This window comes from Pseudomonas sp. P5_A12 (genome assembly GCF_056400685.1).
The window spans coordinates 1-13,208 of the sequence record NZ_JBFUKU010000156.1; the positions used below are offsets into that span (position 1 = coordinate 1).

At 58.5% G+C, this 13,208-nt stretch carries 12 protein-coding genes; 7 read left to right on the top strand and 5 right to left on the bottom strand.

The annotated features are described in order from the left end of the window. From AC1DSG_RS19460 to AC1DSG_RS19480, 5 genes are all read right to left on the bottom strand, one after another. The coding region (locus tag AC1DSG_RS19460) for a type 2 periplasmic-binding domain-containing protein (protein WP_477792347.1) at positions 1 to 307 on the bottom strand (307 nt) is incomplete at its 3' end. Between the two features lie 235 nt (positions 308 to 542). Then, positions 543 to 1,322 (bottom strand): ABC transporter permease, encoded by a 780-nt coding sequence (locus tag AC1DSG_RS19465; protein WP_477792348.1) that lies wholly within the window; start codon positions 1,320 to 1,322, stop codon positions 543 to 545. 2 nt (positions 1,323 to 1,324) lie between these two features. Next, the gene (locus AC1DSG_RS19470; protein ID WP_477792349.1) at positions 1,325 to 2,209 is read right to left on the bottom strand and encodes an ABC transporter ATP-binding protein; all 885 of its coding nucleotides are present in this window, start codon (positions 2,207 to 2,209) and stop codon (positions 1,325 to 1,327) included. Next, positions 2,209 to 3,243 (bottom strand): ABC transporter substrate-binding protein, encoded by a 1,035-nt coding sequence (locus tag AC1DSG_RS19475; RefSeq protein WP_477792350.1) that lies wholly within the window; start codon positions 3,241 to 3,243, stop codon positions 2,209 to 2,211. Before AC1DSG_RS19475 ends, AC1DSG_RS19470 begins: the two co-directional genes overlap by 1 nt. Positions 3,244 to 3,314: 71 nt before the next feature. Further along, positions 3,315 to 4,328, bottom strand: a complete 1,014-nt coding sequence (locus tag AC1DSG_RS19480; protein WP_477792358.1) for an aldo/keto reductase — start codon at positions 4,326 to 4,328, stop codon at positions 3,315 to 3,317. Positions 4,329 to 4,739: 411 nt separating this feature from the next. Between AC1DSG_RS19480 and AC1DSG_RS19485 the strand changes: the two genes are divergently transcribed. The 7 genes from AC1DSG_RS19485 to AC1DSG_RS19515 all read left to right on the top strand — a co-directional run. Then, the gene (locus tag AC1DSG_RS19485) at positions 4,740 to 5,906 is read left to right on the top strand and encodes an LLM class flavin-dependent oxidoreductase (RefSeq protein ID WP_477792351.1); all 1,167 of its coding nucleotides are present in this window, start codon (positions 4,740 to 4,742) and stop codon (positions 5,904 to 5,906) included. Positions 5,907 to 5,929: 23 nt separating this feature from the next. Further along, positions 5,930 to 7,558: an ABC transporter substrate-binding protein gene (locus tag AC1DSG_RS19490; RefSeq protein ID WP_477792352.1), complete on the top strand. Its 1,629-nt coding sequence runs from the start codon at positions 5,930 to 5,932 to the stop codon at positions 7,556 to 7,558. Continuing rightward, the gene (locus AC1DSG_RS19495; RefSeq protein WP_477792353.1) at positions 7,551 to 8,537 is read left to right on the top strand and encodes an ABC transporter permease; all 987 of its coding nucleotides are present in this window, start codon (positions 7,551 to 7,553) and stop codon (positions 8,535 to 8,537) included. Before AC1DSG_RS19490 ends, AC1DSG_RS19495 begins: the two co-directional genes overlap by 8 nt. Positions 8,538 to 8,564: 27 nt before the next feature. Beyond that, positions 8,565 to 9,443 (top strand): ABC transporter permease, encoded by an 879-nt coding sequence (locus AC1DSG_RS19500; protein WP_477792354.1) that lies wholly within the window; start codon positions 8,565 to 8,567, stop codon positions 9,441 to 9,443. Further along, entirely contained in the window at positions 9,440 to 11,143 is a 1,704-nt protein-coding gene (locus AC1DSG_RS19505; RefSeq protein WP_477792355.1) for a dipeptide ABC transporter ATP-binding protein, read from the top strand. The genes AC1DSG_RS19500 and AC1DSG_RS19505 overlap by 4 nt, the downstream gene beginning before the upstream one ends. 154 nt (positions 11,144 to 11,297) lie before the next feature. Further along, positions 11,298 to 12,521 carry an acyl-CoA dehydrogenase family protein gene (locus AC1DSG_RS19510; RefSeq protein WP_477792356.1) on the top strand — a complete coding sequence of 408 codons (1,224 nt, stop codon included), beginning with the start codon at positions 11,298 to 11,300 and terminating at the stop codon, positions 12,519 to 12,521. A 292-nt stretch (positions 12,522 to 12,813) separates the two neighbouring features. Then, positions 12,814 to 13,208: LysR family transcriptional regulator (locus tag AC1DSG_RS19515; RefSeq protein WP_477792357.1), on the top strand; the 395-nt coding region annotated here is incomplete at its 3' end.

Below are 13,208 nucleotides of genomic sequence, written 5' to 3' on the forward strand. Positions count from 1 at the left end.
CTTGACGCTGCAAAGCGGCCGCCCAAGGACTGCCGAATGCAACGCATACAGCCTGGCCGTTTACCCCTGATCCAGCAGTCCTCGAGTCGTTACGCAATGCCACTAACGCCCCGGTGTGGTAGGAAACGGGCGGTTCGGTGAGCGCCGCACGTTGATTGATCAGGCCCGGGACATCAAGACTGCCAACAATCACCGCGTCCACTTCGCCTTTACGCAGAAAGAGCGCGATATCTTCCGCCGGTAACGCCGTCAGATGTACTGCGACTCCCAGAAATTGGCCCAACGAAGTTGCCAGCTCGCGGTCCATTTCGTCAGGCTCGGACACCAAGGCGGCATGACTGAACGTCGGTCGCGGTTAGCTACGCACAGCAATGCGTAACACCTGCTTTTGCCGGGCTTGCGCCAGTACCGGTCCGGCGGGCTGCGCGGCAGGGTCAAACACCAGCAGAACCCAAAACGCCCAGATCAACCCTGCACCCACCCCACAGGCCAGAGTCGCCCATCCAAAGGGTGCCCAACCTCGGGCAATTGACCGCTTGAGATCAGCCCGCATGTTTGAGCCCACGACGCCAGCGCGTGAAGCGCCGCTCCAACAGCGCCAGCAGGAAATTGAGCAAAAGGCCCACCACCGCCAGCAGCAAGATCCCGGCGTACATGCTCGGAATCTGGAATACCTCTTGGGAGTTGAGCGTCAAGAAGCCCAGTCCCGAATGCGCGCCAATCATCTCTGCAGCCACCAATGCGGTGATGCTATAGGCGCCTGCTAAACGGACCCCGGTAAAAATCGAAGGTGACGCGGACGGCAAGACTATTTTCAGAAACAGAAAACGACGATTGGCCCCCATGGACAACGCTGAATTGATCAGCAAGGTGTCCACCTGCTTGACGCCACTAATGGTGCTCAACAGGATTGGCCAGAAGGATGCCCAGAAGATAATCGCTACCTTCGACATCTCGCCGATTCCCAGAAACAGGATAAATACCGGGAAAAGCGCCAGCGCCGAGGTTTGCCGAAAGAATTGCAGTAGCGGGTCGAGCACCCGTTCCAACCTGACGAACCAGCCCATCAGTAAACCTAGCGTGACGCCACTAATGATCGCCAAGGCCAGGCCCGCCACGGAACGAATCAGGCTTGCCTGTAAATGCTTTAACAACACACCAGACCTAGCCATGTCTGCGATGGCTGCCAGTACCGCCGAGGGCGGACTCAAATACCCCGGGTTGACCCATCCCAAACGCGGTAATGCTTCCCAAAGTGCGAGGAAAACCAGGATGCCCAGAGAGCTGTCGACCACCCTGCGCGAAGCTGAACTCCAACTCATGGTCACACTCCTATCCGGTGGCCGCCGCGCTGGGCGACCTGCTGCCAACATTCCCACCGGGCTCGTTCATCAACGCCTTGATCTTCGGCTACTGTGCTGCCCATGGCTTCTCGCAACGATGTCCACGCCCGTTGACGCAACTGCACAAACCGGTGGCTGTTGCGCAGTTCCGGCAATCGGGGGCGCTCCAGGTTGATGTCGATAATTTCCTTGATCCGCCCTGGGCGCGGGGTCATGACTGCGACCCGGTCCGAAAGGAAAATCGCCTCGTCCAGACTGTGGGTGATAAACACGATGGTTTTCTTGTGCAGGTCCCAGATCCGCAGTAACTCGTCTTGCAGCGCCTCTCTGGTTTGCGCATCCAGCGCTGCAAAAGGTTCGTCCATCAGCAAGATGTCCGGCTCATACACCAGTGATCGAGCAATGGCCACCCGCTGACGCATGCCGCCCGAGAGTTCATGGGGAAAACGCGAAGCAAATCCTGTGAGACCCACCAAATCCAGGTACTCGCGGGCTTTTTCCAGCCGCTCGCTTTTTGCCACCCCGCGGATTTCCAGCCCCACCGAAATGTTGTCGAGCACCGACCGCCATGGCAGCAATGCATAACCCTGAAACACCACCCCTTGATGGCGATTAATGCCCTGCAAGGCGTTGCCGTCGATGTCCAGCACGCCGCCGGTTTTCTTTGTCAGCCCTGCGAGAATGTTGAGAAAAGTGGATTTTCCACAACCCGAGGGGCCGAGAATGGACAGGAACTCACCTTCGCGTACCTGTAGATCGAAGTCCTCCAGAACCACCACCCGCTCACTGCGCCCGGTTTCATCCTGTGCCTGGTATTCCATTTGCACGCCCCGGGCTTCGATTTTATGTGCTGGCGCCTCCGTCATCAGGCGTGACCCTTGGCAAGCGGGTTGAAGTCATTGGTGTAGACGTCCTTGACGGATATAGCGCCGTGTTTCAGCTTTCCTTCGTTCTCAAGGATGTCAATGTAGTACTGAATCGGCGGCTCGGTGATGACGAGATCCTCGACATAGGCGTAGCGCTCCACCAGTTCGAGCGGGGTGCCGATACGCTCGGACACGAGCTTGCGCGCGAGGTCGGGATTGGCATTCGCCCAGTTCGCTGCCTTGGCGATCGCCGCGACGAAATCGCGGGTAGCTTCGGGATTTTCCCGGCTGAATTTTCCGTAGACGCTGTAAGGCGCCATGCCGCCGAGGCCTCTGTCCAGGTCGTAATCGCTCCACAGCTTACGCAGATCAGGGTTGTGCTTCGCTCCGCCCGAGGCAGGTGGATGGATGATTGCGATATCGATGTTGCCGGTGGCCAGGGTTTGCTCAGCCTGGTTATCGGGGATCACCACCCAGTTGATTTTGTCGACATTGACTTGGTGCTCACGCAGGTATTTTTTGGTGACGAATTCGGCGCAGGCGCCAAAACTGTTGAAGCCTACGGTTTTGCCTTCCATGTCCTTGGGCGTGAATATCCCTGAATTGGCGCGCACGAAATACTTCATGTGTGGCGCTTCTTCCAGCGTCTTGCCGCCCGCGGCAACGACTTTGAGATCCAGGCCACTGGCAATGGCGGAAATCACCAGCGGCACCATACGCGAGCCGAAATCAATCTCGCCGGTGCCCACCAGAGGAATGATTTGCGGTGCTGCAATACGCCCGATGTAATTGGGTCGCGTACGCGTCCCATCGAAGTAGCCCAGCGAATCGGCGAGGTACACCAGATCGAACGCAGGGTTGTCCGGGTACTTGAAACTCACCACTTGGTCGGCGCGGCTTTTAATCACCGCGGGTGCACCGGCAACTGGTTTAGCCGGCTTGTCGCAGCCCGGCAGAATCAACCCCGCGGCCCCTGCAACCCCTAGTAACGCGACCTGCTTGATGAACGCTCTTCGGCTGTTACGCTCGTGCATTCTGACCTCTCCTTTCGTGGCTGCCGAAAAACCTGCCCATTGATGTGAACATCACGTCGAATAATCCGGGCTCACACCCGCGATTGACGTCCAAAAAACGGATGACTCGGGTCGTTGTAACCCGGCGTAGAGGAGTGCCCCGTTACCACCAGATCATTGACGAAGGCTTCGTCCTCGGCAGTGAAGTTGTACTCCAGCGCGGGCAGGTAATCGTCCCATTGCTCCTCGGTACGAGGGCCGGCGATGGCTGAAGTGATCAGGCGATTATTCAGTACCCAGGCCAACGCGAACTGGCCGCTGGTAATCCCCCGTGCCTGAGCATGATCTTTGATGCGCTGTGCCAGATTGAGCGACTCGGGCCGCCACTCGGTTTGCTGCAGGCGTGCGTCCTTGCGACCGGCACGGGTGTTTTCCGGTACAGGCTGATCGGGGAGGTATTTGCCAGTCAGCACGCCGCGTGCGAGCGGACTGTAAGAGACCACACCAATCCCGTAGTACTCGGCGGCAGGCAAGTGCTCGACTTCGATTTGTCGATTGGCCAGGTTGTACAGCGGCTGGCTGGCGGTGGGACGTTCAACGCCCAGTACATCGGCGGCGCGACTAAATTCAGCCAGCTTCCAGCCACGATGATTCGACAGCCCGTAAGCGTGAATCTTGCCGGCACGTATCAGGTCTGACAGGGCTCGAACAGTTTCCTCCACCGGGGTGTGGGGATCTTCACGGTGCAAATAAAACAAATCGATGTAATCGGTGTTCAGGCGTTTAAGGCTGGCGTCCACCGACTGAATGACATTGAGCCGCGACGCACCACGGTTGTTGGGCCCCTCGCCTCCCGGATTAGGGTTGACGAATTTGGTAGCCAACACCCACTGCCGACGCCGTGCCCTTATCAAGCGCCCTACCACTTCTTCAGAAACCCCGCCGTTGTAGCCGTTTGCGGTATCAATGAAATTGATGCCCTGATCAAACGCCTTGTCGGCGATACGCTGGGCCACTTCTTCGCTGGTTTGTCCACCGAACATCATGGAACCCAAGGTCAAGGGCGACACTTTAATGCCGTGACGACCTAAAGGGCGGTATTCAATAGCGCTCATGGTAGTTCCTGTTAACTAATGTGATTAACTTGACGCGCTCAATAAAACGCACAGAACAGCAGCAGGCCACGACAATATAAACGTCGCCAAACCCAGTCAATCTCAAGTTAAATTGTTGCTATAACATTTTCAGCTAAAGTTACGCCAATGCTCGAACTAAGCATATAACCAAAAAACCACCATAACCCTCTGCCACGGCCATCAGCGATGCTTTTTAAAGCTCCATACCATCTGCCTTAATCTTTTAAGTGTTGCCTGAGCAACAGTCATTACACAGAACGCACTATTGCAATACAACATGTTTGGCGGGGCACGTTTAATAACATTCCAGTTTAAGCCCCGGCCGCACGTGACTTATTCATTGCACACCGTAATCGGCACATACATTGCACCTGCCCTCTTATGTCATTGAACATCGGAGTGTTCGCCTYGCCGTCTTTATCCTCGCCCCTCGATTTTCCCGACAGTCCATTATCACGCGCGTTTTCCCAACCTCTAATGCTTGGCTTGTTTCTACCCATCCAGGCAGGAGGATGGAGTCCTTCAGCGCTGCCTCGGGGAACCGACTGGACATTCGACTACAACAAGCAATTAACCTTGCGCGCAGAAGCCCTCGGCTTTGATTTGGTGTTTGCGCTTGCTGAATGGCTGGGTAAGGGCGGCTATGGGGGCGACATTCGTTATCACGACGAATCCCTGGACGCGTTCATTACCCAGGCCGCTCTGGCTTCGGTGACCGAGCGCATCATGTTGATCTCCACGCTGCACGTGCTGTATGGCCCTTGGCATCCACTGCACCTGGCCAAATTCGGCGCCACGCTGGATCACATCAGCAAAGGTCGCTGGGGCTTGAACCTGGTGACTGGTCACCGTCACCGCGAGCACCGGCGCTTCGGCCACGACCCGATCGAGCATGACCAGCGCTACCAACAGGCCGACGAGTTCATTCGGGTGGTGCAGCAATTATGGGGCAGCAACGAGAACGTCGATTTCAACGGTGATCACTACCGTCTCGAAGAAGCCTACAGCAGCGTTAAACCGCTGTTTGGCCGCCCGGTACTGGTGAATGCCACCGGGTCCACGGCAGGCATTGATTTTGCGGCCAGACACTCGGACATCGTCTTCACCACAAGCCCCGGCAGCGCTGAAATTGAAGACGCGCTGGCCAAGCTCCCCGAGCATTTGCAGCGTATCAAACAGGCAGCTTATGGCCACGGTCGTCAAATACGTACGCTGATCAACCCGCTGGTGATTTGCCGTGACAGCGATGCCGAAGCCTGGGAGGTGCACCAGGCCATTACCGCTGCGGGCGACCCCGGTGCACTGGCCGGACATACCCGCGAAGCCAGTGATGCCCATGCCTGGCGGGGCCATCAAGCGGCCCAGCGCTACGTCGGCGGCAACATCCAGTTGGTTGGCAGCCCCGAAACCGTTGTGCGCGACATTCTGCGCCTCAAGCAGGCCGGCATCGACGGCATACAGTTGAGCTTTTTCGATTTCGTCCCCGACCTTGAACAGTTCGGCGAGCGTGTCTTGCCCCTGTTATATCAAGCCGGTTTACGCCACTGATCATTTCTCAAGGATGACTGCTCATGTCTTTTTCACGACGCCAATTGCTCATCGGTTTGTCTGCCCTGCCCCTGTTGGGCGCAAGTGTGCCGTTTTTGCCCAATGCCCTCGCGGCAGCCGCCGCAGAAGCCGCAACAGGCCGCCGTATTTTCAACCTGCTGGTCAACCCGGAGCCGCCGTCGTTGAGCTCGTTCAACACCACGGCAGGAACGACGGTTACGGCCAGTAGCAAAGTCCTGGAAGGTCTGCTTCGATACGATGAAAGCCTGACACCCCAGCCTGGGCTGGCCGTTGCCTGGAGTGTGGCCGCCGATGGCCTGAGTTACCGCTTTGATTTACGCCAAGGGGTGAAATGGCATGACGGCCAACCCTTCACTTCAGCGGACGTGGCGTTTTCTCTGGATCTGATCAAACGCTATCACCCTCGCGGTGGCAGCACCTTTGCCAACCTGCTGGCCGTCGATACGCCCGATCAATACACGGCGGTGGTACGCCTGGCTAAACCGGCGCCCTATCTGCTTCGTGCATTTGCCGGTGGCGAAACCCCAATCCTGCCCAAGCACCTTTATGAGACCGGCGATCCGCTGAGCAATCCGCACAACAACGCGCCGATTGGCACCGGCCCTTATCGTTTCAAGCGCTGGCAACGCGGCAGCTATATCGAGTTCGAGCGCAACCCCGATTACTGGGGCGTTGACCTGCCCGTCGTCGATACATTGTTCCTCAAGGTTGCACCCGATTCTGCGGCACGCCTGGCAGCGTTCGAGAATGGCAGCCTGGACGCAGGTGGCCAAAGCCCGGTGCCACTCAGCGATCTGGCACGCATTACCCAGTCAGGAAAACTCAAATTCACCACCCGCGGTTACGCCTATAGCGTTACCCCGACGATGCTCGAGTTCAACCTCGATCACCCCTTGCTGTCACGCCACGAGGTGCGCAAGGCTATCGCCCATGCCATTGATCGCGAGGTCATCAAGAAGGTGGTCTATTACGGCTATGCCGACGTCAGCGTGTCGCCGATTCCCAAGAATTTCCCGCAGTACCTCTACACCGCTCCCAACCCTTATCCCTTCGACATCGCCAAGGCCAATACGCTGCTGGACGAGGCCGGCTTGCCGAAAAAAGGCAATGCCCGGTTCAGCCTGATTCTCGACCCCCTGCCCTATGGCGACAGCTACGCGCGAACGGCTGCGTACATTCGCTCGGCACTGGCCCGTATCGGTATTGATGTCCAACTGCGCTCGCAGGATTTTCCGACCTACACCAAACGTATCTACACCGATCGGGATTTCGACTTCGCGGTGGTGGGCATGGGCACCATGTTTGATCCCACGGTGGGTGTGCAACGGCTGTTCTGGTCAAAAAACTTTCGCAAAGGCCTGCCCTTCTCCAACAGCACCCACTACAACAACCCGGAAGTCGACCGACTTCTGGAACAAGCAGCGGTGGAGACTGACGAGCAACGCCGTGGTGATCTGTTCAAGGCGTTCCAGAAGATCGTTATCGAGGAACTGCCCTCGATTACCTTGGTCATGCAGCAACAAGTGACGGTTTTCAGCGCTCGGGTCACAGGGTTTGAAACCGACGGTAATGGCCTGGATGGCAGCCTGTCCGACGTCCGCCTGGGCGATGAAGCGATTGCCCATGGTTGATCGTCTGAGGATTCTGCGCCTGGCGCGACGCACCCTGTGGCAAGCCGTGCCGACGGTTTTTGGCATTCTGTTACTGAACTTCCTGCTGTTACGGCTGATACCCGGCGACGCCGTGGATGTACTGGCGAGTGAGTCCGGGGGCGCGACCGAGGCGACCCTGGCCCTGTGGCGCAGTCACTTCGGGTTGGACCTGAACCTGGGACGGCAATTGCTCGCCTACCTCACGCATCTGGCGCACCTGGACCTGGGAGTCTCGCCGCGTTTCAACATGCCGGTCAGTCAGTTGGTATTCGACCGTTTACCCAACACCCTGCTGCTAATGGTGGGTGCTCTAGGCCTGGCGCTGACCATCGGAATCGCGGCGGGGGTATTGATGGCGACCTGGGTTGGGCGCTGGCCCGACCGTCTATTGTCGCTGGCGGTGCTGGTGTTGTATTCGGCGCCCGGTTTCTGGATCGGGCTGATGGCTGTCGTTGTGTTTTCGGTCACCTTGGGCTGGCTGCCCAGCGACGGCATTGAAACACTCGGTCTGGACTTGCACGGCATGGCCTGGCTGACGGACCGGCTCAAGCACACCGTGCTGCCGGTGCTGACCTTGTCGACTTTTTACATCGCGCTTTATGCACGCCTGACCCGCGCCTCAATGTTGGAGGTGCAGCGCCAGGATTTTGTGCGCACCGCCCGGGCCAAAGGCCTGCCCCCCACGCGCATCGCCGTGCGCCATGTGTTGCGCAATGCGCTGCTGCCGGTCACCACCCTGGCCGGCTTGCACTTCGCCGCGCTGTTTGGTGGCGCCGCCGTCACTGAGACCTTGTTCGGCTGGCCTGGACTGGGCCGCTTGACCCTCGATGCCGTGCTCTCCCGGGACTACAACCTGCTGCTGGGTATTTTGCTGCTGTCCTCGATGTTGGTGGTACTGGTCAACGTGTCTATGGACCTGTTGCAAGCCTGGCTCGACCCACGCATCCAAGTGGAATAAACCCTTTCTTCAAAGAGTGAGTTTTCAATGTCGATCATTGCTATTCAGCCGACCAAGCGCGGCCATAGTGAAAGCGTATGGGCTGCGTTACGTCGCAACCCGGCTGTGCTGACGGGCGCCGGCATCCTCATCCTGACGTTGGCGATGGCCCTGAGCGCTGAGCATTTCTTCCCCGGCGACCCTATGGACATGGTCGCCGCACCGTTACTCTGGCCTGGCGCTGACCCGGCTTACCCCTTGGGCACCGACTCACTGGGACGTGACGTGGCATCGGGCATTGCCTATGGCGCGCGGGCGTCATTGTTGATTGCCCTCAGCGCGACGCTGCTCAGCGTGACCCTTGGCGTCGCTGTCGGCGCATTGGCGGGTTACCACGGTGGCCGGCTGGGCGATGTGTTGATGCGCATTACCGAGGTGTTTCAAACCGTGCCCTCGTTTTTGCTGGTGATTGTGATAGTCGCCATTGGCAACCCCACGGTTAACATCATTGCCCTGGCCATCGGCATATCGTCCTGGCCCACGGTTGCACGGCTGATTCGGGCCGAGTTTCGGACCCTGCGCGAAGCTGATTTCGTCACCGCGGCGCGCAGTCAAGGCTTCAACAATCGCACGATCATCCTGCACGAAATTCTGCCTAATGCCCTGGCTCCTTTAGTCGTGACGGCATCGATCCTGGTGGCTTCGGCGATTTTGATTGAAGCGGGCCTGGCGTTTCTGGGAATGAGCGACCCTAATAAACCGAGTTGGGGCGGCATGATTGGCAGTGGTCGCGAGCAAATCGCCAGCGCCTGGTTCCTCACCGCGCTGCCCGGCCTGGCGATTATTTTTGTGGTGCTCGCGCTCAATATGTTGGGGGACGGCCTCAACGACGCTCTCAACCCGCGCCTTCGTCGGTACCTCCCATGAGCCTGCTCGACGTACGCGGGCTTCGCGTGAGTTTCGACGGTGTAGACGTTGTACAAGGTCTGGATTTTACTTTGGAGGCCGGAGAAACCCTGGCGTTAGTCGGTGAGTCCGGGTGCGGTAAATCAACGACCGCCCTGGCCTTACTGAGACTGCTGCCACCCAACGCGCAAATGCAGGGCCAGGCACTGTTCGAAGGCCGCGACCTGCTGCAACTCTCGCCGAGGAATATGCGCCACTTACAGGGCAATGCCTTGGCGATGGTCTTTCAAGACCCCTTGTCGAGCCTGAACCCGGTGCTAACCCTGGGGGAGCAACTGACCGAAACGTTGCTGGCACACACTGACCTGACCCGCCGCCAGGCCTGCAAGCGTGCCGAAGAATTGTTCGGTCTGGTCCAGTTGCCGCGCCCTGCCGCTCATTTGCGCGAATACCCGCAGCATCTGTCCGGGGGGCAACGTCAACGGGTCATGATTGCCATGGCCATCGCCTGCGAACCGCGCCTGTTGATCGCCGATGAGCCGACCACCGCACTGGACGTCTGTGTTCAGGCGCAGATCCTCGACTTGCTCGATTGTCTGCGCCGCGAGTTGCGCATGGGACTGCTGCTGATAACCCACGATTTAGGCGTGGTGGAACAACAGGCCGACCGCGTCATCATCATGCACGACGGGCAAGCGCTGGAGCATCGCCCCACCGCCGCCTTGTTCCGCAGACCCGAGCATCCCTATACCCGAGGTTTATTGAATGCCTCGCTGAGTCGGGACCACGGGCAACACTACCTGGATAATCGCCTGGCCGAAATTCAGGTCAAGCGCAGGTCTGGACAGCCCAACGGCTACCAGGTCAGCAGTACCGAGTACCTGCCCGGCAAAGCACCGCGTCCGGCGCCTCGGAACACGCCGCCGCTGTTGCGGGTAGAGGACCTGACCCTGAGCTACGGCGAGCGCAATGTGCTCAGCCAACTGTCGTTTCACATCGGCGAGCGCGAGACCGTGGGGCTGGTCGGTGAGTCAGGTTGCGGCAAGTCAACCTTGAGCAAAGCGCTGCTGAGATTACTGACACCCCGCCAGGGTCACATTGAGTTCGACGGTCGGGACATCGCAACGCTCACCCCTGCCGAGCAAATCCTGTGGCGCGGCCAACTGCAGATGATCTTTCAAGATCCCTACGCCGCGCTAAATCCACGGCACAGTGTCGAGACTATTCTGGACCGCGTGCAGCGCTTGCACGGCCAGACAGACCCCAGCCAACGGCGTCGCGCCCGGCAATCGATGCTCGATGCCGTGGGCTTGGCACGTGGCAGCCTGGATCGTCTGCCTCATCAATTTTCCGGCGGCCAGCGCCAGCGCATCGGTATCGCCCGGGCACTGATTATCAAACCGCGACTGGTGATTTGCGACGAGCCCGTATCGGCTCTGGACGTCTCCACCCAGGCGCAGATTCTCAACCTGCTGGTGGAGCTGCGCGAAGCCTTCGATCTGTCCTATCTGTTCATCTCCCACGACCTGTCCGTGGTGCGCTACTTCGCCGACCGGGTACTGGTCATGCATGACGCTCGCATCGTCGAACAGGCCACGGCGAAAACCCTGTGGCAAAACCCACAACACGCTTACACCCAACGTCTGCTGGCAGCGATTCCTGGTGCGCGTCAGGCGCTTGCTCCCCTGACCAGCGGCCTGTCCTTCGCTGTCGCCTGTTAACCAAGGAGCACTGTTATGAACCAACGTACCGACACACTAAAACTTGGGCTCTTCTCTATTGCCATTTGAATTTTTCGGTGACGGGATACGCCTGTCGCTGATCGCTTACCAACTTCCCGCTGGCCGGGGTATTACCGTCAAGGAGACAATGACCATGACACAAATAGACGCTGCCTGGGGCTCGGGACCGACCCCTGAATACGAAAAACTGGCTGAACGATTTCGCCCCTTGTTCGCCACCTTGCGCGAAGGAGCAATAGCCCGTGAGCGGGAGCGCCGCCTGCCGGTCCAGGAGCTGCAATTGCTGAAAGCTTCGGGTTTCACCGCGCTACGGGTACCCGTCGCTTACGGTGGATCAGGCGTCAGCTTGCCTGAGCTCACCAACCTGTTGATCGAACTCGGTGAAGCCGATTCCAACCTCGTGCAAGCGTTGCGCGGGCATCTGGGTTTTACCGAGAACGTGCTCAACAGCTTTGATGAGGAACGGCGCAAGGTCTGGCTGGAGCGATTGGGGCGTGGCGAAACTGTTGGCCCGGCGACCGGCGAAGTGGGTCAAACACAGCAGTCGCAATTGGACTCGCGCCTATATCTGGATGGCGAGCAGTGGCGCATCGACGGTACCAAGTTTTACACCACCGGTTGCTTGTACAGCGACTGGGTCGATGTCGCTGTCAGCGATTATGAAGGTAAACGCATGTCAGCCACCGTGCGTCGCGATGCAGAGGGCGTGGAGGTGGTTGATGACTGGAATGGTTTCGGCCAGACCCTTACCGCCAGTGGCACCACCCACTTTCGAGGCGTCGCGGTGGACCCTCGCAACATCCAGGATAATGCCGATCGCTTCCAATACTCGCCGGCGTTTTATCAGATCATCCACCTGGCAAACCTGGCCGGTATTGGTCGCGCCTTGAGCGGTGAAGTGGCCGTGGCAGTCGCCAATCGCACCCGCAGCTTCAGCAACGGCAACGCATCACGGGTCGCCCAGGACCCACAGGTATTGCAGGTGGTTGGCAGTCTGCGAGCCGCTGCTTATAGCGCCGGTGCCATCGTCCTGAAAAACGCCGAAGCGCTTCAGCGCGCGTATGACGCAAGGCTCAGCGGCGACGTCGAGGCGCTGAACAAGGCAGTTAACATCGCCGAACTGGAAATTGCCCAGTCGCAAACCGTGGTCAGCGACCTGATCGTAGACGCGAGTTCGCGCATGTTCGATGCCCTGAGTGCCTCTGCGACCCTGCGACCGCAAGGCCTGGATCGCTTCTGGCGCAATGCCCGGACATTGACCTCTCACAACCCACGCATTTACAAGGACCGCATAGTCGGTGATTTTGCGGTAAATGGCACGCCGCCGCCGCCCCAATGGAAAATAGGTATCGCTTGATCTGCTTCCCTGAGCGCTGAGGGGGCATTTCGAAGGGGCATGGGCGTAAATGCGCCCCTGCACGTCATATCTGGCGTGCAGGGGCCGCACGCTGTGAAAACAATGCGCCGAGTCTTCGGCAAATCACTGCATACTTTCATCACGAAAGGGCACGAGCAGTAATGCCAAGCAAACTCCATAACTCCCTCCCCGAGATAGGCATGCACAAAAACTAAATTCAGTCAGGTTTTGCATTAATTTCTTATATTCATAGGATAGGCTGATCAATCTGCCTGTTCTCGAGTACATACCTATGGCCATTAACTTCGACCTCAACGACTTGCAAGCTTTTCGTGCTGTTGTCGAGCAAGGCAGTTTTCGAAGGGCCGCCGACACTGTGCGCATCTCTCAACCGGCCCTGAGCCGGCGCATCGATAAGCTTGAAGATGCCTTGGGTGTGCGGTTGTTCGAGCGCACTACGCGTAAGGTCAGTCTGACTCAGGCCGGACGCAGTTTCATGCCCAGCGTCGAACGCTTGCTGGATGATCTGGACGTGGCGTTGCTGGGCATTAGCGAAGTGGCTTCGACCCGGCTTGGCCATGTTACTGTCGCCTGCGTACCGTCAGCGGCTTACTACTTCATGCCGCGGGTGATCGCGCATTACCACCGGCAATTTCCACGCATCAAAGTCAAAGTGCTGGACTCCAG

What these genes read in the sequence shown, in the direction of transcription:
- AC1DSG_RS19505 (WP_477792355.1), top strand. Translation starts at nt 9,440, where the DNA reads ATGAGCCTGCTCGACGTACGCGGGCTTCGCGTGAGTTTCGACGGTGTA.
- AC1DSG_RS19500 (WP_477792354.1), top strand. Translation starts at nt 8,565, where the DNA reads ATGTCGATCATTGCTATTCAGCCGACCAAGCGCGGCCATAGTGAAAGC.
- AC1DSG_RS19490 (WP_477792352.1), top strand. Translation starts at nt 5,930, where the DNA reads ATGTCTTTTTCACGACGCCAATTGCTCATCGGTTTGTCTGCCCTGCCC.
- AC1DSG_RS19510 (WP_477792356.1), top strand. Translation starts at nt 11,298, where the DNA reads ATGACACAAATAGACGCTGCCTGGGGCTCGGGACCGACCCCTGAATAC.
- AC1DSG_RS19465 (WP_477792348.1), bottom strand. Translation starts at nt 1,322, where the DNA reads ATGAGTTGGAGTTCAGCTTCGCGCAGGGTGGTCGACAGCTCTCTGGGC.
- AC1DSG_RS19495 (WP_477792353.1), top strand. Translation starts at nt 7,551, where the DNA reads ATGGTTGATCGTCTGAGGATTCTGCGCCTGGCGCGACGCACCCTGTGG.
- AC1DSG_RS19475 (WP_477792350.1), bottom strand. Translation starts at nt 3,243, where the DNA reads ATGCACGAGCGTAACAGCCGAAGAGCGTTCATCAAGCAGGTCGCGTTA.
- AC1DSG_RS19470 (WP_477792349.1), bottom strand. Translation starts at nt 2,209, where the DNA reads ATGACGGAGGCGCCAGCACATAAAATCGAAGCCCGGGGCGTGCAAATG.